Here is a 20277-nt window from a genome sequence, read left to right as displayed (position 1 = left end):
CATGGATGTGCGACCCGGGCGTCGCCCATCCGCCACGGACGCTGATCACGGGCGCTGATTACGGGCGAAGCACCTCCGGCGCCGGAAACGTTGGCGGGGCGGGGAGCGACGTCAGGGGTGGGGTTGCTGCTCGGGTGGGTGAGCGGCGTGTCTGAAGCGGGGAACGGCGGAACCTTGCCCGATTTCGGGCAGGATTTTGGCGTTTCGCGCCGGGGTCGGGCACCATCTCGGGGTGCCCGCTGACCCCCTCGACGCTCATGTGGAGCTCGTGGAGCACCTGGTGCAGAGCACGCCGTTGTCGGTGGGGGAGGCGCAGCGGGTGGTGGCCGAGGTTCTCGGCTATTTCGCCGAGTCGACGGAGCGCTACGTGCGGCGTCGGCACGGGGAGCTGCAACGTCGGGGGATGACCAACGATCGCATCTTCGAGCGGGTGGGCGCCGAGCTGGCTGCCCGTCGGGTGGCGCCGCCGGCGCTGTCGGCCCGCCAGTTGCGACGGATCGTCTACGGATAGGAGCCGCACGTGTGCGGGATCGTCGGATACGTCGGGGCGCAGGACGCCGCCCCGATCCTGCTGGAGGGCCTCGGCCGGTTGGAGTACCGCGGGTACGACTCGGCCGGTCTCGCGGTGCTGCACCGCGGCGCGCTGAAGGTGCGCAAGGTCAGTGGCAGGGTGGCCGACCTCGCGGGTGATCTTCCCGCCCGGTTCAAGGGGTCGCCCGGCATCGGGCACACCCGTTGGGCGACGCACGGCGAGCCGAGTGTCGACAACGCGCACCCGCACACCGACATGGCGGGCCGGGTCGCGGTGGTGCACAACGGCATCATCGAGAACGCCGAGGAGCTGCGGGCGAAGCTGACCGCGGACGGCGTGGAGTTCGCGTCGCAGACCGACACCGAGACGGTGGCGCACCTGGTGGCGGCGGCGTTCGGGGCGGGCGCGGAGACGCTGGAGCAGGCGGTGCGCCTGGCGTTGCGGCAGGTCGTCGGCGCGTACGGGCTGGCGGTGCTCGACACCGAGCACCCGGACCGGATCGTGGTGGCGCGCAACGGGTCGCCGGTGCTGCTGGGTGTGGGTGAGAAGGAGATGTTCGTCGCGTCGGACGCGGCGGCGCTGGTGGGCTACACGCGCCAGGTCGTGTACCTGGACGACGGCGAGCTGGCGACGATCACGGCGACCGGCTACCGGACGTTCACGATCGACGACCGGGCGACGGCGAAGAGCCCGTCGACGATCGACTGGGACATCATCGGCGCCGAGATCGGCGACCACGCGCACTTCCTGATCAAGGAGATCCTGGAGCAGCCGCGGTCGATCGAGCGGGCGTTGTCGGGCCGGCTGGACGAGCGGTTCTCGACGGCGCACCTGGGTGGGCTGAACTTGACGGTCCGGGAGGCGCGGGAGTTCCGGCGCGTGAAGATCCTGGGGTGCGGGTCGGCCTGTTACGCGGGTGATCTGGGTGCGCAGCTGATCGAGGATCTGGCGCGGGTGCCGGCGTCGGCGGAGTCGGCGTCGGAGTTCCGTTACCGCAACCCGGTGGTGGAGCCGGACACGTTGTACGTGGCGGTGAGCCAGTCGGGCGAGACGAGCGACACCTTGGCCGCGGTGCAGGAGATCCAGCGCAAGGGCGGCAAGGTCATCGGCGTGGTCAACGTCGTGGGTTCGACGATCGCGCGTCAGGTCGACGGCGGCATCTACCTGCACGCGGGCGCGGAGATGTCGGTGGCGGCGACGAAGTCGTTCACGTCGACGGTGGCGGCGTTCGCGTTGCTGGCGCTGCACCTGGGTCGTATCCGGGACCTGTCGCCGACGGAGGGGGCGCGCATTCTCGCGGGTCTGGCGAAGCTGCCGGAGCAGATCACGGCGATCCTGGAGGCGGAGAAGGAGACGGGCGCGATCGAGGCTGTCGCGAAGGAGATCGCGGCGCGCGAGAGCGTGCTGTTCATCGGTCGCCGTCGTGGTTTCCCGGTGGCGCGTGAGGGTGCGCAGAAGCTGAAGGAGATCTCCTACGTCCACGCGGAGGGGTACGCGTCGGCGGAGCTGAAGCATGGTCCGCTGGCGTTGGTGAGCCCGGAGCTGCCGACGGTCGCGGTGGTGCCGGACGACGACCTGTTCGACAAGAACACGTCGACGCTGGCGGAGATCAAGGCCCGGCGTGGCCCGATCTTTGCGGTGGCGAACCGGGAGCTGCCGGTGGAGATCGCCGACCGGACGATCGTCATCCCGGCGAACGAGCCGGAGCTGGATCCGATTCTGCAGTCGGTGCCGTTGCAGCTGTTGGCCTACCACGCCGCGGTGGCGCTGGACCGGGACGTCGACCGGCCGCGGAACCTCGCGAAGAGCGTCACGGTCGAGTAGGTGCGACGTGGACAGGGGCGGGCCCGCGGTCGCGGACCCGCCCCTCGTTCGTGGTGACCGGTCAGGCGCCGGGGCGCTTGCCGATCTGCAGCAGCGGCGGCGCCGTGGGGGCGCCGCCGGGGGCTCCGAAGGAGCCGCACGCCGGCGCGTTGCCGGCTTGCTGGACGAGGTTGAGGCTCGAACAGGCCTGGCAGCGTGCACAGCCGGCGACGGCGGTGTCGGCGCCGAGGCCCTTCTCCTCGAGGAAGCCGGCGACCTTGCGGTAGATCGGCTCGGTGTACTCGCGCGACGGCGCGGGCAGGTCCTCGAGCAGGGAGCCGGCGACGGGGCGCAGCGGCACGACGAAGGGGTAGACCCCGATGTCGACGGCGCGGCGGCACATCTCGACGGTCAGCTCGGGGTCCTCGCCGAGGCCCAGGATGACGTAGGTGGACACCCGGCCCTCGCCGAACCGCTCGACCGCGTACTCCCAGGTGCGGAAGTAGGTGTCCATGCCGGTGCGGAACTTGCCGGGGGCGACCTTGGCCAGCACCTTGGGGTCGAACGACTCGATGTGGATGCCGAGTGCGTCGACGCCCATGTCGTGGACCTGGTCGATGTAGGTGAGGTCGCGCGGCGGCTCGAACTGGACCTCGACGGGCAGGCCCGCCTTCTCCTTGACGGCTTGGCCGCACTTGGCGACGTAGAGCGCGCCGCGGTCGGGGGCGACCGACGAGCCGGTGGTGAGCGTGGCGTCGACCGCGCCGTCGAGCTCCTTGGCCGCGAGGGCGACCTCGGCGAGCATCTCGGGGGTCTTCTTGGCGATGGTGCGCCCGGCCTTGAGGGACAGCCCGATGCCGCAGAAGCCGCACTGGTCGGAGTTGCCCCAGTAGTTGCAGGCCTGCACGACCGTCGACGCGAGGGAGTCGAGGTGCAGCAGCGCGATCTGCTCGTAGGGGATGCCGTCGGCGGTGGTGAGGTCGTAGAACTTGGGGCGCCGGGTGCCGGAGACGTTGGCGATCTTCACCTCGCCCCGGTAGATGCCCTGGCCTTCGTCCTCGGCGCGCAGCGCGTAGGGCGACGACTCGCTCGGGGGCACGGTGACCGGAACGCCTTCGATCCAGAGGAATCCCGAGTCGGACGGGCCGGCGCCGCCCTGGCGGCCGGTCTCCAGCCGCGTCTCGATCCGCAGCCCCACCGACTGCAGCTCCATGATCAGTTCCGCAACGGCTGCGGAGTCGGTCGAGTCGACCGGGGTCGGAACCTCGGAACTCGGCCGCGCGGGAGCGGAGTCCAGCACGTCGGTCATACGACAACCACCTCGGGATAGCGAGCAGTTCCGTCCACTATAGGAGGTGAGGTGTCGGATGCGATACGAGTCGGTGAACTGAATTCCCCTGCGTTCGCCTCCGGCGCCCGCTCCGGCCGTCGCCGTGGACCCGTGCTGTCCCCATCGTAGGTGATCGCGGGGCCGGTGACCGTGGGGTTCCCGGCTCCGCGCGGCGAGCGGACGTGCTGTGCCTCACGGCGGGAACATCTCCGGTGGACGCGAGGTTGAACGAGAAGTCCATGCAAACGCATGAACCTCCGCTCCGGAAGGGGGCCCGCCGTGCAGTTCGGCATCTTCACCGTCGGGGACGTCACCCGCGACCCGACGACCGGCCGCGTGCCCACCGAGCACGAGCGCATCAAGGCGATGGTCACCCTCGCCGAACATGCGGAGGCCGTCGGTCTCGACGTCTTCGCCACTGGCGAGCACCACAACCCGCCGTTCGTGCCGTCGTCGCCGACCACCCTGCTGGGCCACATCGCGGCCCGCACCGAACGCCTCGTGCTGTCGACGTCCACGACGCTGATCACCACCAACGACCCGGTGAAGATCGCCGAGGACTTCGCGATGCTGCAGCATCTGGCCGACGGTCGCGTCGACCTGATGCTCGGCCGCGGCAACACCGCGCCGGTCTACCCGTGGTTCGGGCAGGACATCGACCAGAGCGTGCCGCTGACCGTCGAGAACTACCAGCTGCTGCGCCGGCTGTGGGACGAGGAGGTCGTCGACTGGGAGGGTCGGTTCCGCACCCCGCTGCACGGCTTCACGTCGACGCCGCGCCCGCTCGACGGCGTCGCGCCCTTCGTCTGGCACGGCTCGATCCGCACTCCCGAGGTCGCGGAGATCGCCGCCTACTTCGGCGACGGGTTCTTCGCCAACAACATCTTCTGGCCGCCGTCGCACTACACGAAGCTGATCGGGCTCTACCGGCAGCGCTTCGAGCACTACGGGCACGGCCGCGCCGACCAGGCGGTCGTCGGGCTGGGCGGGCAGTTCTTCATGCGGCCGCGCTCACAGGACGCCTGGAACGAGTTCCGGCCCTACTTCGACGAGGCCCCGGTCTACGGGCACGGCCCGTCGATGGAGGACTTCACGTCGCAGACGCCGCTGACGGTCGGCAGCCCGGCCGAGGTCGTCGAGAAGACGCTGACGTTCCGTGAGCACTTCGGCGACTACCAGCGCCAGCTGTTCCTCGTCGACCACGCGGGTCTGCCGCTCAAGACCGTGCTCGAACAGCTCGACCTGCTGGGGGAGATCCTGCCCGACCTGCGCAAGGGCTTCGACGAGCTGCGCGCTCCCGGTGTCCCGTCGGACCCGCCCTCGCACGCCTCGCGGGTCGCGGCCCGTGCCACGGCGGGCCACGATGTCGCCGTCGCCGCGGGCTGACCGGCACCCCGGGTCGGCCCCTGTCGGGGCCGGCCCGGCCGTCGACGCCTGGGAGTCGTTGCTGCGCAGCCAGGTCGCCGTGTGGCGGCTGCTGCAGGCCGACGACGTCTGGGACAGCGTCGGCGTCCACGAGTACGACGTGCTGCACACGTTGCACCGCACCGCCGACGACCGCGCCCGCATCCGGGACCTGCACCGCGAGGTGCTGCTGAGCCAGCCGTCGCTGTCGCGGCTCGTCGAACGCATGGCCGAGGCCGGACTCGTTGCGCGCGAACCGGATCCCGGCGACCGGCGCGGCACCGTCGTCGTGCTCACCGACGCCGGCGACCGGGCGCGTCGACGGGTGGGCGCCCGGCACGCGGAGAGCATCCGCCGCGTCGTCGGGACGTCGTTGGACGAACGTGAGCTGCGCGCGCTGCGCATCCTGTGCGACAAGCTGCGCGCGGGTGCGACCGATCCGGGGCGGGTCAGCCCAGGCTGAGGCCGAGGGACCCCGACACCGGGGCGCCCCCGACACCGAGCGAGGCGTCGGCGGAGACGGACAGCAGCACGCCGCCGGAGCCCTGGGAATCCTGTGGGTCGCTGCTCTGTGGGTCGGCCTCGGTGCCGGGATCCTCGGTGTCGGCGCCCTGCGCGATCGCGTCCTGGCTCTGGGCGGCGGGGTCCGGGTCGGACGCACCGTCGGTCGAGCCACCGTCCGTCGACGCGGTGTCACCCGAGCTGCTCGAGTCCGTTCCTGCGGCCACCGGCTGCTCTGCGGGTGCCTCGGTCGTCGGGGGCGGGCCGGGGGGCCCCTGCGACTGCGCGCCGCTGCCGGTGCCACTGTCGTCGGTGCCACTGTCGTCGGCGCCGCTGCTGCCGGTGTTGCTGCTGTCGTTGCCGGTCGCGCTGTTGCCGTTGCCGCCGTTGCTGTCGCCGTTCCCGCTGCCGCCGTTGTCCGGGCCCGGGTCGGCGGCCGGCGGGTCGGTGAGCGGCGGGATGTAGGGCGGCGGCTCGACCGGCGCGGTGCCGGTGGGCTGCTCGGCGGGCGGCGCGGTGGCAGGCGGCGGCTCGACCGGTGGCGTCACGGGCGGGGGGACCGTGCCCGTCCCAGCCGTCGACGTCCCGCCGCTGGTCGCCGGCGGTACCGAGGACTGCAACGCCTCCGTCGCCACGGGTGCGGTGGTCGTCGGGGCGGGCAGATCCGTAGCCTTCGGCAGCCCCAGTGCCTCGGCGCCCAGCAGGTCGGGGACGACGGGCGCACGCAGCTTCGGGTCGAGCAGGGCGGCGTCGGGGGTCGCGGCGACGATCGCGACGATCGAGGTGTGCTGGGCGTCGAGATCGGCACGCCCGTCGGCGGGCAGGATCACGGCGAGCGAGGCCTGCATCTCGTTGACCTCGCGTGCGGCGTCGGCCGTGCGGCCCTCGCGCAGCGCGGTACGGGCCCGATCGAGCTGGGTGGCGACGGTGCCGGCGGCCTCCACCGACCGCGCGTGCTCGCGGTAGAAGACCTTGGCCACCGGCCACAGCACGTCTCCGGGGCGGGCGGTGTCGGCGTTGCCGACCGCGATCCCACCCGTGACCGCGATGGCGACGACGGCCGCGGCGGACAGGCGGATGACGTACCCCGGCCGGTCGCGGCGGCGCCGGTGGCGCGGGGCCCGGACGTCGCCGGTACCGGTGATGTCCGCGGTGTCGGCGGGGGCAGGGGGGTCGTCGGACTCGTCGACGGGCCCGGCGGACGGCGCCGCGGCCGCGGCGGCCGCGAGGGCGGCGTCGCGCGGCGCGCAGGGCTCCTGCACGGCGGCGACCCACGACGCGAGCATCGCGGCCAGCCGGTCGTCGACGTCGTCGCTGGTGGCCAGCGCGTCGGTGGCACGCAGGGACCCGGAACCGAGCGCGTCGATCAACGCGTCGTCGGCCTGGATGTCGCCCAGCTGCAGCGGTGCGGCAGGGTCGGCCGGGTGCGGGCGGTGGCGGACGGGCTCGTCGCCGCCATCCGACTCGTGCACGTTCTCACCTCCTGCGGGTCCGCGGACCTCCCCGTCGGGCTCCTGGTGATTCGTCCACGGCCCGCGGTCCGTTACAGGCCGTCAGACGTCCGGCACCGCCCGCAAACCGGCATCCGCTCGTCCTGATGCAGCACCGGCGGCACCTCCTCTCGGGGGTGCGGCCGGTGCTGACCTGCGGAGCGGCCCGCGCCTACTTCTTGATTGTGACCGTGGACACGGCGGCGTTGTCGAGGAGGTTCGGGTCGGGCACCCGGGTCGGGATCGCGGCGGCCCGCAGCGTCTGTGGGCCGGTGGTCCGGGCGTCGGCCTTGAGCGTCACGGTGTACACGACCTGGGTCGACGCCGTGATCGACGGGATCAGGTACGCCACGTTGTGGCCCTTGGGCGGCGCGATACCGCCCGGAGCGGCGACGACCGTGAGGGCGTCGGGCATCGTCAGCGCCGCCGTGACGCCGGCGGCGTCGAACGGACCGTTGTTGCGAACCGTGACGACCGCCTGGACCGTGCCGTTCCGGGTGACCGTGGTGGGCACGGTCAGGGTGACGGCGATGTCGGCGCGGTTCCTGCCCGTGGCGGGCGGGGCGGCGACGGTCTCGGTGAACGTCACCGGGGCGAGGGTGCCGGTCGTGGCCGTGACGGTGACGGGGCCCGCGTCGGTGCCCGCGGTGAGGGTGGGCGCGGTCGCGACGCCGTCGGCACCCGTCGTGGCCGTGGCCGTCTTCCCACCCGGGAACGACGCCGAGCCCGACGTCACCGTGTAGGTGACCGTCCGGTCGGGGGCGGCCAGGTTGCCGGCACCGGTGACCTTCGTGGCGAGCGCGGTGGCGAAGGGCTTGCCGGTCTGCGCGGTCTGCCCGTCACCTGCGGTCGCGACGATCGTCGTCGGGACGACGGGGTTGTCGAAGTCGTAGATCGTGCCGTTGAGACCGAAACGGTCGACGCGGGCCCGCAGACCGGGAGCACCGCTGCCCTGGTTGATGCCGATCTGGCCGATGGTCGCGGTGCCCAGGGCGGCCTTCACGTCGGCGAAGGTCGCGGTGTAGGTCGTGAAGCCGTACTTGTTCAGGGTGTCCGTGGACGTGACGTCCTTCGACGCCCACCAGCCCTTCGCCGTCGACACCGACCAGGTCTGCCACTGGCCCGTCGTGACCGGGGTACCGCTGTAGACGGGCTCCCAGACGAGGGTCGTGAAGCCCTGCGCGGTGGTGACCTCGATGTTGAACGACGGGGCCTGCTGGGCGTTGGCGGTGCCGGGCTGCTCGATGTAGGTCTCGTACGTGAGGTCGGTCAGGGACGACAGCGGCTTGCCGTAGAAGTCACGGTTGAAGACGTACGCCTTCTCCCCGTTCGGCGTGTTCAGCCGCAGGTAGCCGTTGCCCTCGTTGGCGCCCGGGTCGTCGACGACCCGGGCGTCGCCCTCGTGGCAGAACTTCCCGGCGACGCCGCAGCTCGCGGCGATGTCCGCATCGCTGACCCTGGTCGGCGTGGCTGCCGCGGCGGTGCCGGTGACCGTCGCCATGCCGGCGACGAGCGCGGCCGCGGTCAGTCCTGCGAGGAAACCGGTGCGGCGCAGGCGGTTGTGGCGCCGTCGGGACAGGCCGTCGGGTGATGGTGCGGTGGGGGTGCGGTGGCGCACGACTGACACCTCGATGTGGCGCGGAGGACCCGGTTGACCGGGCTGACCGGACCCAGGCCCGGGCCCCAGACCGGGCCCGTCTCCTGCGTCCGCCCGACCTTTCGGCCCTGTCCGCTCGTCCGTTACCGAACGACCGTGAGGCCACTCGGAGGAGTGACAGCGGGCTCCGCCACCGGTTCGGTGCGGGGTCGGCGGTGTCGGGTCAGCCCCGGGGAACTGCGTGCGCCTCGAGTGTCGCGGGGTGCATCCCGACGTCGCTCCACGACCCGGGCCAGGTCAGGACGGCCACGGCCGACGTCGTCATGGGCAGGAACTCCCCGGCGAGCAGCGTCGTCAGGTCCTCGAGGCCGGGGTTGTGGCCGATCAGGAGGACGCACGCGGCCGAGTCCGGGAGGCCGCTGACGACCTCCAGCAACTGGACGGCGGAGGCGTCGTAGACGTCGTCGCTGAACTCGGGTTCCGGCGGCTCGCGCAGGGCGGCCGAGGCGAGCTCCCAGGTCTGGCGGGTACGGGTCGCCGACGAGCAGACGACCGCGTCGGGGGTGCCCACGTTCATCCGTAGCCAGCGGCCGGCCTCGGGGCCGTCGCGGCGGCCGCGCACGTTGAGGGGGCGGCTGTGGTCGGGTGCGTCCGTCGACCAGTCCGATTTGGAGTGGCGCAGGACGACGAGCCGGCGGTCGCTCATGGCCGCGATCCTTCCGCAGTGGCCGCTGGTTCGCCCGCTGTCACGCGGACGCGGGGTCGTCGAGCATGTACCAGGGCACCATGTTGACCGCGCCGTTCAGCCCGGGCATGGGCACGCCCTGCGCGGTGAGGCCGCGGGCCACGTCGGTGGCGACGACGATGTAGCGGCCCGCGCCGTCGGAGCTGATCTCGATCTCGACGGTCTGGTCGCCCCCGTCGGGGTGCTCGCGGAACGCGCGGCAGCAGCGGACGATCTCCCACACCTGCGCGTCGCGCAGGGCGGGGACGTTGCTGAGGGCGTCGAGGACGTCGATAGCGGCCGCCATGAGCGGCACCGTAGCGGGATCTTGCGTGCCCGGCTGTCTCGTTTGGAGACGATCAGCGCCGGGACAGCAGGGCCGCGGTGACGACGAGTGCGATGGCGGTGCAGCCGAAGAAGACCGCGAGGTCGCCGAGGTGGATGCCGTGCTTCGGGGTGAACTTGACGATGACCGGGCCGATCCGCGTCTCGGCGGCGACGGCGAGGGTGACGAGCGCGGCCAGGGCCCAGGTGACGGCGATGGCGAAGGCGGGGTTGCGCCGGGGGTTCGCCGCTCGGAGGGGCACCGTCACGTCGTTCATGGGGACGACGCTACCGGGTCACCGCCCGGTCGACGGCACGCCGGGCTGTGATTGGACAGTCGCTTCCGAACTGTTTGCCGTGAGCTTGCCTGGTGTGAGGCGCGGGTCACGCGGGGGCGGGACGTGGGGCCCGGTGACGCCGCCGGCCGCGAGCTCGGCGGCGAGCCGGTCGCGCAGCCGGAACTTCTGGACCTTGGTGCCCGACATCGGCCACTCGTCGACGAACCGTACGTAGCGCGGCACCTTGAACCCGGCGATCGTGCCGCGGCAGAAGGCGATCAGCTCGTCCTCGGTGGCCTCGGCGCCGGCGCGGAGCTGGACGAACGCGGCGGGCACCTCGCCGTAGTGGGCGTCGGGGGCGGCGACGACCTGGACGAGTCCGACGGCCGGGTGTTCGCCGAGGAAGCCCTCCAGCTCCGCGGCGGCGACGTTCTCCCCGCCGACCTTGAGCATGTCCTTGAGCCTCGACACGAACGCGACGCGCCCCTCGGCGTCGGCGACGACGAGGTCGCCGGAGGAGAACCAGCCGTCGACGTCGATGCGTTCCGCGGTGAGCGCGTCGTCGCGGTGGTAGCGCAGGAACCGTGAGCCGCCGCGGAACCGGAACTCGCCCGGCGTCCCCGCCGGCACGTCGACACCGGTGTCGGGGTCGACGACGCGGGCCTGCATGTGGCGCAGCGGCCGCCCGCAGGTGGTGGCGCGGACGTCGGCGGGGTCGTCGGGGGAGCCCATGCAGCAGAACCCGAACGACTCGGTCGATCCGGTGCACGACATCTGCACGACGTGCGGCAGCCGCGCCTGCATCGACCGCATCCGTTCGGGGCTGCCGACGTTGAGCACCATCCGCAGGGCGGAGAGGTCGGTGTCGGGGAACGCGGGATGGTCGAGGACCGGCACCCAGATCGTGTCGAAGGCCGGGAACCCGACCGTGCAGCGTTCGCCGGCGAGCTGGGCGAGCGCACGACCCGGCTCGAAGGTGCCGACGTGGACCATGCCGCAGCGGCCCGCCAACGCGCTCATGGCGACGTCGAAACCGCCGCAGTGGAACATCGGGAGCGGGGTCCAGAAGCGGTCGTCGGGGCGCAGGCCGAGCCGTTCGGTGACGGCCTCGCCCTCCTCGACGAGAGAGGCGTGGCTGTGCAGGCAGCCGCGCGGGCGCGACGTCGTTCCCGAGGTGTAGAGCATGACGACCGGGTCGGCCGGGTCGATCGCGGACTGCGCGGTGGCGACGTCGGCCTCGGTCGACAACACGGCCTCGAGGTCGGCGCGGGGCATCCAGCCCGGTGGGGTGTCGTCGTCGAGCGACACGATCGCCCGCAGCTGCGGGGCCGCGCCGTCGGGCAGGGCCTCGTCGAGGACGGGTGCGAGCTCGGCAGCGGCGAGCAGGACCGTCATGTCCGCGTTCTCGATCATGTACGCGAGCTCGCGGGCCTTGAGTCGTACATTGACCGGCACGGTGACGGCGCCGATCCGCGCGGCGGCGAGCCACCACAGCACGCTGTCGAGGCGGCCGGGCAGGAGCAGTCCGACGCTGTCGCCCGCGCGGACGCCGAGGGCGTGGAGGGCCCGCGCCGCGTCGCGCGACGCAGCGGCCAGCTCGGGGTAGGTCATGCGTGCGTCGGGGAAGGCGACGCCCTGGTCGGGGCTGTCGACGGCGCGGCGGTCGAGTAGATCGGGGACGGTCGTCATGCGCGGCCTCCGGCTGTCTACCAATCGTTTGACACGCTACCGTGGGGGTGAGGGACGGACAAGGGAGTCGGAATGGCGGCGGATCGCGTTGGCTGACCTGAAGGGCCGGGTCGCGCTGGTCACCGGGGGATCGCGCGGCGTCGGCCGCGGGATCGCCACGCGACTCGCCGCCGACGGTGCGACGGTCGCCCTCAACTACCGCCGTGACGAGGCGGCCGCCGACGAGGTCGTCGCCGCCATCACGGCGGCAGGGGGCACCGCTGTCGGATACCGGGCGGCGGTCGACGACGCCGACGCGGTCGCCGCGATGGTGGCCGCGATCGAGCGGGACCTCGGCACCGTCGACCTGCTCGTCTCCAACGCGGGGACCGCCAGCCGCGGCACCTCGATCGCCGACACCGGCCCCGAGGAGTACATGCGGCTGCTGCGCGTGCACACCCTCGGGCCGCTGGAGCTGGTCCGGCTCCTGCTGCCGGGGATGCGCACGCGCGCGCGGTCCGACGTCGTCGTGATCTCCAGCTCGATCGTCGGCGAGACCCCGCCGGGCGGCGCCCCCTACACGATGGCCAAGGCGGCATTGGAGGCCGCGGCGCGCACGCTGGCCCGCGAGGAGCGTCGCCACGGGGTGCGGGTCAACATCGTCGCGCCCGGGCTCGTCGCCACGGACATGGGCTCGCGCCTCGCCGCCGCGGCGGCCGGACGCACGATCGAGGAGCTCGATCCGTCGTACCCCTTCGGCCGGGTCGCACGTCCCGACGACGTCGCCGGCGTCGTGGCCTTCCTCGCGTCGACGGACGCCGACTACCTGACGGGCCAGCGCATCCAGGTCGACGCGGGCGGCCCCGACTCCACTCTGTTGTGACTCCCGATCGCGTCGGCGTCACCGACCTGGAGGACATGCGGCAGGCCCGGCTCGCCGTCTCGGGGCTGGCGGAACTGGCGACGGTCGCGCGTGAGTGCACCTTCCTGTTCACCGACGCCGACGGCTGGCCCGCCGGCGTCACGATGAGCCACCTCTGGGCCGACGACGGCGTCTGGCTGACCGCGGTGACCGGCCGCGCGCACGTCGCCGCGGTGGAGCGTGACCCGCGCGTCGGCATGGTGATCAGCAACGCCGGGACCGACCTGCCCGGGCGGCGGATGGTGCGGCTCAAGGGCCGCGCCACGGTGCACCGCGACCGGGCGACGCTCGACCGCGTCCTGCCGCTGCTCGCGGCCCGGCTGGCCCCAGCAGGGCAGGAGCGCATGCTGGCGCTGCTCGACAGTCCGCGCCGCGTCGTCATCCGCGTCGAGATCGTCGGGATGCCGCAGTCGCACGACTCCCGTCGCGTCGCCGGCGACGGGCGCGGGAGCTAGGCCACGCTAGGCCACGACCGGTTTCGGTGCCTCGGTGATCCCCGCGGCCTGGAGCTCGGCCGCGATCCGTTCCCGGAGCACGTACTTCTTGATCTTCGTGCCGGACATCGGCCAGTCGGCGGGCCCGTCGACGAACCGGACGTAGCGCGGCACCCGGTACGTCGCGATCCGGCCGAGGCAGAAGTCGATCAGCTCCTTCTCGGACGCGCGTGCGTTCTCCCGGAGCTGCACGTACGCCGCCGGGACCTCGACGTAGCGTGCGTCGGGCGCCGCCACCACCGCGACGACCGCGACCGCCGGATGGTGCAGCAGGTGGTCCTCCACCTCGGCCGCCGCCACGTTCTCCCCGCCGACCTTCAGCATGTCCTTGAGCCGCGACCGGAACGTCAGCCGGCCGTCGTCGTCGGCCACGACCAGGTCGCCGCTGTGGAACCAGCCGTCGGCGTCGATCACCGACGCCGTGTGCTCCGGGTCGCGGAAGTAGCCGGTGAACGCGTTGGGGCCGCGGAACAGCAGCTCACCGGGGGTGCCGGGCGGCTGGTCCCGTCCGGTCCCGGGGTCGACGACGCGGCACTGCATGCCCGGCATCGGGTGCCCGCCGGTCGTGGCGCGGGCGTCGGCGGGGTCGTCGAGCCGGTTGAGCGTCAGGAACGCCGACGACTCCGTCATCGCCACACACGACACGTGCACCGCCTGCGGCAGCCGCGACGCCATGTCGCGCAACCGTTCCGGCACTCCGACGGCCATCACGACCCGGATTCGGGAGAGATCGAACCCGGCGAAGTCGGGCCGGTCGAGCACCGGCATCCAGATCGTCTCGAACGCGGCCAGCGCGACGGTGACGCGCTGCTCGGTGAGGTACTCCAGCGTCGTCGACGGGTCGAAGTGGCCGGGATGCACGAACGGCGCGCCCGCGGTGAGGCACGAGAACGCGAACGTGAGGCCGCCGCCGTGGAAGAGCGGGATCGCCGTCCACACCCGGTCGTCGGCGGTGAGCTGCATGCGCTCGACGATCCCGGCCGCCAGCCCGGTGAGCGCCGAGTGGGGGAGCATCGCGCCCTTGGGGGCCGCCGTCGTCCCCGAGGTGTAGACGATCACCGCCGTGTCGCTCGGCGTCGTCGTGATGTCGGGGAGATCGGCGTCCGGCAGCTCGTCGCGCCCCAGGACGACGACGTGCTCCAGCTCGGGAGCGTCGGGCAGCTCGGGCTCCCGGCCCTCGGTGACGAGGACCCGCATGCCCGAGTGCGAGACGATCCCGCCGAGCTCGACAGCCTTGAACCGCGCGTTGACCGGCACCGCGATCGCCCCGATCCGGGTGGCGCCGATCAACGCGGCGAGCAGGTCTGCCGATGCCGGCAGCAGGATCCCGACCCGGTCGCCCTTCCCGACCCCGAGTCCGGCCAGTCCGCGCGCGAACCGGCGGGCGCGTTCGGCCAGCTCGGCGTAGGTCGTCGCGCCGTCGGGGAAGACCGCCGCCTCGGCGTCCGGCCGCTGCGCGGCACGACGCTCCAGCAGCTCGCCGAGCGTGGTCGAGGGCATCGTCGCACCTTCCGGCCGGTTGGTAGGCAGTGTGGCGCAGCTGTCGGAGCTTGCCAAGCGGCACTCGCCCTCGAACCCCTGTGAGCGGCAATAGTCGCTATCGCGACTATTGCCGCTCACGACCCCGGTGCGGCTGCCTCGTGCTGGAGCTCTTGACGCAACTGAACGGTTGCCATAATGTCGCAACCGTTCAGTTGCTACTGAGGAGGAACGATGGCATTCCCCGACCGCATCGAGCGCACCGTCGACATCTCACGCCCGCCCGCCGACGTGTGGACCGCGCTCACCACCGCCGACGGCCTCGCGGCCTGGTTCGGCCAGGAGGCGAAGATCGACCTGAGGCCCGGCGGCGCGGCGTCGATGAGCTGGGACGCCGGACACCACGCCGAGATGCGGGTCGAACGCGTCGAGGAACCGGCCTTGTTCGCGTTCACCTGGAGCAGCCAGAGCCTGAGTGCCGACGACCCGCGCCGCACCTACGTCGAGTTCACCCTCGAGGCGGCGGGTGCCGGGACGCGGCTCACGGTCGTCGAGACCGGGTTCGCCCAGCTCCCCGACGACGTCCGCCGCGCCGAGTACGACGATCACACCCACGGCTGGGCCGCTGAGCTGGGCGAACTGGTCGACTACCTGGCCGCATGAACCTGCCTGACGACGCCGAGGCGGTCGCGGAACAGGTCTTCGCCGCCCTCGCCGACCCCAGCCGGCGCGCGCTGCTGGCGTCCCTGGCGACGCAGGGCCCGTCGACGGCCACCGATCTCGCGACGCGGCTGCCCATCTCGCGGCAGGCGATCGCCAAGCACCTCGGCCTGCTCGCCGACGCCGGGCTGGTGACGGCCGAGCCGGGGGAGCGGCGCCGCGTCCGGTACCGGCTGCGGTCGGCACCCATGCAGGTCGCCCAGCAGTTCCTCGCCGCGCTCGCCCGCGACTGGGACGGCCCACTCGCCGCACTCAAGAACCACCTGGAGAACTGATGGCATCCACACCGACGATCGTCGACCCACGGGAATGGGCGTCGGCCCGAGCCGATCTGCTGACCGCCGAGAAGGAGGCGCGGCGGTCCCTCGATGCGGTCGCCGCCCGCCGACGCCGGCTCCCGATGACCGCGGTCGCTTCCTGCGACTTCCAGACACCTGACGGTCCGCGGACGCTCGCCGACCTGTTCGACGGCCACGACCAGCTCGTCGTCTACCAGTTCATGGACAACGGCCCCGACCACTTCTGCCCGGGCTGCACGTGGTTCACCGACAACCTCCCCGCCTCGGCGCCCCGACTGCTCGCGGAGAACGGCGTCGCGTTCCGAGTCGTGTCGGACATGCCGCTCGCGCAGCTCGACGCCTACTGGGCGCGCCGCGGATGGACGCTGCCGTACGCGTCGTCGCACGGGACGACCTGGACCTCCGACACCGGTGCCGGCGGCGGGTTCCGGCTCTCCGCGTTCCTGAAGGTCGGAAACGCCGTGTACCTCACCTACGCGACGACCTCGCGCGGGATCGACGGCCTCACCTTCACGACGGGTGTGCTCGACCTGACCGCATACGGCCGCGGGGAGGATTGGGAGGACTCGCCCGAAGGCTGGCCCCAGGTGCCGACGGCGATCTTCCCCAACACGATGACGATCGACGGATCGTCGACCAGCTTCGGCCGCTTCAGGTGAGCGGGTGGCAGGCACTTGAGGGAGAGCTCAGGGGGTGGGGCAGCCGATCCGTGACCCAACCCCAGTCCACCCGTGGTTGCCGTCGACGAAGTGGGCGCCGACGAACGAGAGGACGAGCGAGGCGTTACCGGCCCGAAGAAGCTGCCATGCAGGATGTCGCTCCCGAAGCATGTCGACCGCGTCGAAGTCCATCGTTCCTCCCAGCGTCCTCGACAGGCTAGAAGAGTGCACCGACAGAAATGATCGGCCAGGCGATGTCGGAGCCCCAGATATGCCGGACGACGCAGACCTTCCTGTCGCTTCGGAAGAAGGTGACGGTGGAGCCGGCTGAGTTGGAGATGACGAAGCCGCTGCGGGCCGCGGTGCTGTTGTTGATCACGGTGGTCAGGACGATCCGGAATGGCCAGGAGAATTCCGGCCACGTGGCGTGGACCGGGAGAAGGCAGGAGATGAGCGCAGCAGGATCAAGTTCTCCGCAAACTGGTCATTGGGGTCGGCCGATCCATTCGTACGTTCGTTTCGGGCTTCGCGCCGCCCCGAGCGCCTGCACTGCGCCGGCGGAGATCAGCGCGTTCAAGTTCTTCAGCACGGCTGATCGACTGAGGCCGGTGGCCGTTGCAAGTTCGGCCGCAGTCGCAATTCGTCGAGCTTGTAGCATCGATGCCATGTCGGTCTCCGGTGATGCGCGAGGTGTGTCCTGCTGTCGAATATCGGGATCGAGCACGTATCTCGCATATCGGCGCCCCCCCTGCCTGATCGCGACTCCAGCCTCCGTCAGATTGCGCAGAACAGCACCGGCCACATGTCGTTCGACGCCCCACTCACGCAGGGTGGCATTCGTGACGAAGCCGCCTCCTCGCATCATCGCAACCGCGATCTCGTGAGCGGAGGTGGGCAGTGGGGTGTGCAGGCTTGCAAGCCACGCTCGGACATCAGGGCCAAGGAGTTCGGAGCGTCCCATCGCGACCGTGAAATGGGTGACCCTCGACTCGAAGGTCGGGGGTCGCAGCCCGTGCGTTCGGGCCTGAGCGATCATGAGGGGGATACCCGAGGCTCGGTTTTCGGCGACAAGCTGCTCCGATCGGGGGAGATGCGTGTCAGACAGGAGCTGCGCGAGTGCGGCGTTGCGTGACGACGACACGTCGATCTCACCGAGATCCTCTTCAGAAATGGGCCCGTACAAACCTCCTGGGCTCCGAATGACCAATCGATCCGGCAGCAGTTCGATCTGGACCTGGGTGCCGCGGGTGATCGGGCTGTAGTCCCGGTGCATCAGCGCATTAACGACGGCCTCTCTGATCGCGGCCAAAGGGAAATCGAGACGATCGGTGCGGCCGCCGGCAACATTCAATGCTCGCGCTGAGAGGTTGCGACGCAGTGTTGCGAGGCACTCGGCAACTATTTCTGGTATCGATCCGCGTAGTGTGACATTGTCCACAAATCGAGTGTCGACGCTGTCGGCATCGTGCGGATGAACGACGACTGAAGCCATGAGTTGAGGAAAGAACTGCTGAGGAAATCGGCCGAAGGTCAGGATTCCGGCCAACGTCGGCGAGGCACTGGATTCCGGCCCGGACAACGCGCCAAGACGGTGCAACGCCGTCGCGTCGTCAACATCGCGCAGGTACGCCGAGCCAACCCTGACACGTTCCAGAGTGCGCGCAACAGACGCTCGGTCGAGGTCGTCGAGGACCGCTCCCTCGACACGTTCACGGTCGTAGACCGGCTGGGTGCGAGACGCGTAGGTCAGCCCGATTTCCGCCTCGGACATTCTCCGGTCACCATCGCCGGTTCTGATGTACGCACCGGTGGAGACCCCTTTGCTTGTGACATACGCAGGGCGCTGATCAGCGGGAAGGGCCGGTACGACCGCGAGGAGGACTCGAGCTCCCTCCACTTGGACGAACTCGGTCTCGATCCGGAGCGGGGGTGTGACCGCAGTACTGCTCATGGCGACGAGCTGGTCACGATACTGACCTACTTCGGGCAAGTCGACGACTGCGAAGCCAGCGGCCTCGTCGACCCCGACCACAATGACACCGCCGTCTGTATTCGCGAACGCGACCAGTGTCTCGCGGAGGGAGCTGGGGAAGCCCCCGGCGCCGCTCTTGACCTCGACGTTGCTCGGCTCGGAACCGAAGCGGCGAAGCGTGTGCAGGAGGCCAGCGAGGTCGTCCGGGTCCACTCAAGGAACTTAGCACTTGCTTCGCACGCGGGCATCGCTGAAGTGTGAAGTAAGTGAGAAGTAGCGGCTAGCGAGGTTCGAGCCGGCTTCGGTGGCGCCTGGCGGACCGAACTGGACGACTTTCCGCCGTTTGCGCGTGCGAGAACGTAGTGGTTCCTGTCCAGGCCGAGGGCTGTCGCGGACCGGCCGCCGGCTGGTCGGCGTGCGGGGTAGTTGCCCCAGGACGACCGATGCCCAGTCGATCACGTGGGTCATCGACTGTTTGCCAGCGTCTGAACGGTCGCTTACCTGGTTGATCAGTGGCCGATCGGTAGCGCAGACGTCTCATCACGTGCACGCTGACCGTCACAAGCTGAAAGCGGCCAATATTTCGTGAGTGTCCGAGGGGGGACTTGAACCCCCACGCCCGTTAAAGGGCACTAGCACCTCAAGCTAGCGCGTCTGCCATTCCGCCACTCGGACTTGCTGCCGCGGTCACCGCGACGAAGCAAAGGATAGACCACCCACATCCGGCCCCCGCCACCGGACCGGCGATGGTAGGAAGATCGCCATGACCGGCCAGAACTCCGCTGTCGACGAGGTGGTCCAGCTCGCCTCGGAACTCATCCGGATCGACACCTCCAACACCGGCGATCCGGCGACGGTCGTCGGCGAGAAGGAGGCCGCCGAGTACGTGGCGGCCAAGCTCGCGGAGGTGGGCTACGAGGTCGAGGTCCTCGACTCGGGCGCCCCGGGCCGCAGCAACGTCTTCTGTCGCCTGGAGGGTGCCGACCGGGAGCGGGGGGCGCTGCTGGTCCACGGGCACCTCGATGTCGTGCCGGCCGACCCGAGCGAGTGGTCGGTGCACCCGTTCTCGGGCGCGGTGCGGGACGGCTACGTGTGGGGGCGCGGGGCCGTCGACATGAAGGACATGGTGGCGATGACGATCGCCGTCGCCCGCCGGTTCAAGCGTGAGGGTGTGGTGCCGCCGCGCGACATCGTGTTCGCGTTCGTCGCCGACGAGGAGGCGGGCGGCAAGTACGGGGCGCAGTGGCTGGTGGAGAACCGGCCGGACCTGTTCGAGGGCTGCACCGAGGCCGTCGGCGAGGTGGGCGGGTTCTCCCTGACGCTGGGGGAGGACCAGCGGGTCTATCTCATCGAGGCGGCGGAGAAGGGCATCGCCTGGATGCGGCTGCGCGCCAGGGGGAAGCCGGGGCACGGCTCGTTCCTCCACGACGACAACGCCGTGACCCGCGTCGCGGAAGCCGTTGCGCGGCTGGGTAACCACACGTTCCCGCTGGTGCTGACCGACACGGTGCGGGAGTTCCTGGCGTCGATGCGGGAGATCACCGGGTTGGAGTTCCCGGAGGACGACCTGGAGGGGTCGCTGGCGAAGCTGGGGCCGTTGGCGCGCATCGTCGGCGCGACGGTACGCGACACCGCCAACCCCACGATGCTGTCGGCGGGCTACAAGGCGAACGTGATCCCGTCGACGGCGGAGGCGGTCGTCGACTGCCGGGTCCTCCCGGGTCGGCAGGAGGCGTTCCTGCGGGAGGTCGACGCGCTCCTCGGGCCCGACGTCACGCGGGAGTGGGTGACGGAGCTGCCGCCGGTGGAGACGCCGTTCGAGGGCCCGCTGGTCGAGGCCATGGCGGCGGCGTTGCAGACCGAGGACCCGGGTTCGAAGGCGATCCCGTATATGCTCTCGGGCGGTACGGATGCGAAGTCGTTCTTCCGGCTGGGCATGCGCTGCTACGGGTTCGCTCCGTTGCGGCTGCCCCCGGATCTCGACTTCGCGTCGCTGTTCCACGGTATCGACGAGCGTGTCCCGATCGACGCCCTGGAGTTCGGCACGCGCGTCCTGGACACGTTCCTGCAGAACAGCTGAG

At 71.1% G+C, this 20277-nt stretch carries 20 protein-coding genes and 1 tRNA gene; 10 read left to right on the top strand and 11 right to left on the bottom strand.

What is annotated here, in order from left to right; all coding sequences use genetic code 11:
* The first annotated feature begins 232 nt into the window (after window positions 1-232).
* On the top strand, window positions 233-511 hold the full coding sequence (locus PSU4_RS22625; protein ID WP_147112034.1) for a hypothetical protein: 279 nt from the start codon (window positions 233-235) through the stop codon (window positions 509-511).
* Window positions 512-520: 9 nt separating this feature from the next.
* Window positions 521-2356: a glutamine--fructose-6-phosphate transaminase (isomerizing) gene (glmS, locus tag PSU4_RS22620; protein ID WP_147112030.1), complete on the top strand. Its 1836-nt coding sequence runs from the start codon at window positions 521-523 to the stop codon at window positions 2354-2356.
* Between the two features lie 61 nt (window positions 2357-2417).
* Here the strand turns inward: glmS and PSU4_RS22615 are convergent, their stop codons facing one another.
* Complete coding sequence (locus PSU4_RS22615; RefSeq protein ID WP_147112027.1) at window positions 2418-3644, bottom strand: MSMEG_0568 family radical SAM protein; 1227 nt, start codon at window positions 3642-3644, stop codon at window positions 2418-2420.
* A gap of 300 nt (window positions 3645-3944) precedes the next feature.
* Between PSU4_RS22615 and PSU4_RS22610 the strand changes: the two genes are divergently transcribed.
* Entirely contained in the window at window positions 3945-5051 is a 1107-nt protein-coding gene (locus PSU4_RS22610) for an LLM class flavin-dependent oxidoreductase (RefSeq protein WP_147112024.1), read from the top strand.
* Window positions 5029-5532, top strand: a complete 504-nt coding sequence (locus PSU4_RS22605) for a MarR family winged helix-turn-helix transcriptional regulator (protein WP_147112021.1) — start codon at window positions 5029-5031, stop codon at window positions 5530-5532. The genes PSU4_RS22610 and PSU4_RS22605 overlap by 23 nt, the downstream gene beginning before the upstream one ends.
* On the opposite strand, the gene PSU4_RS22600 is transcribed toward PSU4_RS22605, so the two are convergent.
* The 6 genes from PSU4_RS22600 to PSU4_RS22575 all read right to left on the bottom strand — a co-directional run bounded on the left by PSU4_RS22600 (window position 5519) and on the right by PSU4_RS22575 (window position 11672).
* Entirely contained in the window at window positions 5519-7042 is a 1524-nt protein-coding gene (locus PSU4_RS22600) for an anti-sigma-D factor RsdA (protein ID WP_147112018.1), read from the bottom strand. The two genes, PSU4_RS22605 and PSU4_RS22600, sit on opposite strands and share 14 nt — an antisense overlap.
* Window positions 7043-7232: 190 nt before the next feature.
* A complete protein-coding gene (locus PSU4_RS22595; protein WP_147112015.1) occupies window positions 7233-8678 on the bottom strand; it encodes a DUF11 domain-containing protein in 1446 nt (481 codons plus the stop codon).
* Between the two features lie 202 nt (window positions 8679-8880).
* Entirely contained in the window at window positions 8881-9363 is a 483-nt protein-coding gene (locus PSU4_RS22590) for a SixA phosphatase family protein (RefSeq protein WP_147112014.1), read from the bottom strand.
* A gap of 40 nt (window positions 9364-9403) precedes the next feature.
* Entirely contained in the window at window positions 9404-9688 is a 285-nt protein-coding gene (locus PSU4_RS22585) for a hypothetical protein (protein ID WP_147112011.1), read from the bottom strand.
* Window positions 9689-9740: 52 nt separating this feature from the next.
* Entirely contained in the window at window positions 9741-9983 is a 243-nt protein-coding gene (locus PSU4_RS22580; protein WP_147112008.1) for a hypothetical protein, read from the bottom strand.
* An 18-nt stretch (window positions 9984-10001) separates the two neighbouring features.
* Complete coding sequence (locus PSU4_RS22575; protein ID WP_147112005.1) at window positions 10002-11672, bottom strand: AMP-binding protein; 1671 nt, start codon at window positions 11670-11672, stop codon at window positions 10002-10004.
* 88 nt (window positions 11673-11760) lie between these two features.
* On the opposite strand from PSU4_RS22575, the gene PSU4_RS22570 reads away from it, so the two are divergent.
* Both PSU4_RS22570 and PSU4_RS22565 read left to right on the top strand, forming a co-directional pair.
* The gene (locus PSU4_RS22570) at window positions 11761-12534 is read left to right on the top strand and encodes an SDR family NAD(P)-dependent oxidoreductase (RefSeq protein WP_147112002.1); all 774 of its coding nucleotides are present in this window, start codon (window positions 11761-11763) and stop codon (window positions 12532-12534) included.
* Window positions 12531-13028, top strand: coding sequence for a pyridoxamine 5'-phosphate oxidase family protein (locus PSU4_RS22565; RefSeq protein ID WP_222596367.1), 498 nt, complete (start codon window positions 12531-12533; stop codon window positions 13026-13028). Before PSU4_RS22570 ends, PSU4_RS22565 begins: the two co-directional genes overlap by 4 nt.
* A 6-nt stretch (window positions 13029-13034) precedes the next feature.
* Here the strand turns inward: PSU4_RS22565 and PSU4_RS22560 are convergent, their stop codons facing one another.
* On the bottom strand, window positions 13035-14567 hold the full coding sequence (locus tag PSU4_RS22560; RefSeq protein ID WP_147111999.1) for a class I adenylate-forming enzyme family protein: 1533 nt from the start codon (window positions 14565-14567) through the stop codon (window positions 13035-13037).
* A 213-nt stretch (window positions 14568-14780) separates the two neighbouring features.
* Between PSU4_RS22560 and PSU4_RS22555 the strand changes: the two genes are divergently transcribed.
* The 3 genes from PSU4_RS22555 to PSU4_RS22545 are packed head-to-tail and all read left to right on the top strand — an operon-like array spanning window position 14781 to window position 16224.
* Window positions 14781-15209 carry an SRPBCC domain-containing protein gene (locus tag PSU4_RS22555; protein WP_147111995.1) on the top strand — a complete coding sequence of 143 codons (429 nt, stop codon included), beginning with the start codon at window positions 14781-14783 and terminating at the stop codon, window positions 15207-15209.
* Window positions 15210-15211: 2 nt separating this feature from the next.
* Window positions 15212-15541 (top strand): ArsR/SmtB family transcription factor, encoded by a 330-nt coding sequence (locus PSU4_RS22550; protein ID WP_147112040.1) that lies wholly within the window; start codon window positions 15212-15214, stop codon window positions 15539-15541.
* Window positions 15541-16224, top strand: coding sequence for a DUF899 family protein (locus PSU4_RS22545; RefSeq protein ID WP_147111992.1), 684 nt, complete (start codon window positions 15541-15543; stop codon window positions 16222-16224). The genes PSU4_RS22550 and PSU4_RS22545 overlap by 1 nt, the downstream gene beginning before the upstream one ends.
* A gap of 217 nt (window positions 16225-16441) precedes the next feature.
* Here the strand turns inward: PSU4_RS22545 and PSU4_RS31490 are convergent, their stop codons facing one another.
* The 3 genes from PSU4_RS31490 to PSU4_RS22530 all read right to left on the bottom strand — a co-directional run bounded on the left by PSU4_RS31490 (window position 16442) and on the right by PSU4_RS22530 (window position 18871).
* On the bottom strand, window positions 16442-16603 hold the full coding sequence (locus PSU4_RS31490; protein WP_186817124.1) for a hypothetical protein: 162 nt from the start codon (window positions 16601-16603) through the stop codon (window positions 16442-16444).
* Between the two features lie 105 nt (window positions 16604-16708).
* Entirely contained in the window at window positions 16709-18409 is a 1701-nt protein-coding gene (locus tag PSU4_RS22535; protein WP_147111986.1) for an ATP-binding protein, read from the bottom strand.
* Window positions 18410-18786: 377 nt separating this feature from the next.
* Window positions 18787-18871 (bottom strand) — tRNA-Leu (locus PSU4_RS22530).
* Between the two features lie 88 nt (window positions 18872-18959).
* Here PSU4_RS22530 and PSU4_RS22525 point away from each other — a divergent pair.
* The gene (locus PSU4_RS22525) at window positions 18960-20276 is read left to right on the top strand and encodes a M20/M25/M40 family metallo-hydrolase (RefSeq protein WP_147111983.1); all 1317 of its coding nucleotides are present in this window, start codon (window positions 18960-18962) and stop codon (window positions 20274-20276) included.
* Window position 20277 lies beyond the last annotated feature (1 nt).

The sequence above is a fragment of the Pseudonocardia sulfidoxydans NBRC 16205 genome (assembly GCF_007989085.1).
GTDB lineage: Bacteria > Actinomycetota > Actinomycetes > Mycobacteriales > Pseudonocardiaceae > Pseudonocardia > Pseudonocardia sulfidoxydans.
Note: the sequence above shows the minus strand (reverse complement) of the source record. Positions and strands in the feature narration are given on the sequence as shown.

Bases quoted from the DNA above. Each gene is read 5' to 3' on its own strand.
- PSU4_RS22590 (WP_147112014.1), bottom strand. From the start codon at position 9,363: ATGAGCGACCGCCGGCTCGTCGTCCTGCGCCACTCCAAATCGGACTGG.
- PSU4_RS22555 (WP_147111995.1), top strand. From the start codon at position 14,781: ATGGCATTCCCCGACCGCATCGAGCGCACCGTCGACATCTCACGCCCG.
- PSU4_RS22615 (WP_147112027.1), bottom strand. From the start codon at position 3,644: ATGACCGACGTGCTGGACTCCGCTCCCGCGCGGCCGAGTTCCGAGGTT.
- PSU4_RS22580 (WP_147112008.1), bottom strand. From the start codon at position 9,983: ATGAACGACGTGACGGTGCCCCTCCGAGCGGCGAACCCCCGGCGCAAC.
- PSU4_RS22575 (WP_147112005.1), bottom strand. From the start codon at position 11,672: ATGACGACCGTCCCCGATCTACTCGACCGCCGCGCCGTCGACAGCCCC.
- PSU4_RS22605 (WP_147112021.1), top strand. From the start codon at position 5,029: ATGTCGCCGTCGCCGCGGGCTGACCGGCACCCCGGGTCGGCCCCTGTC.
- PSU4_RS22560 (WP_147111999.1), bottom strand. From the start codon at position 14,567: ATGCCCTCGACCACGCTCGGCGAGCTGCTGGAGCGTCGTGCCGCGCAG.
- PSU4_RS22525 (WP_147111983.1), top strand. From the start codon at position 18,960: ATGACCGGCCAGAACTCCGCTGTCGACGAGGTGGTCCAGCTCGCCTCG.
- PSU4_RS22545 (WP_147111992.1), top strand. From the start codon at position 15,541: ATGGCATCCACACCGACGATCGTCGACCCACGGGAATGGGCGTCGGCC.
- PSU4_RS22585 (WP_147112011.1), bottom strand. From the start codon at position 9,688: ATGGCGGCCGCTATCGACGTCCTCGACGCCCTCAGCAACGTCCCCGCC.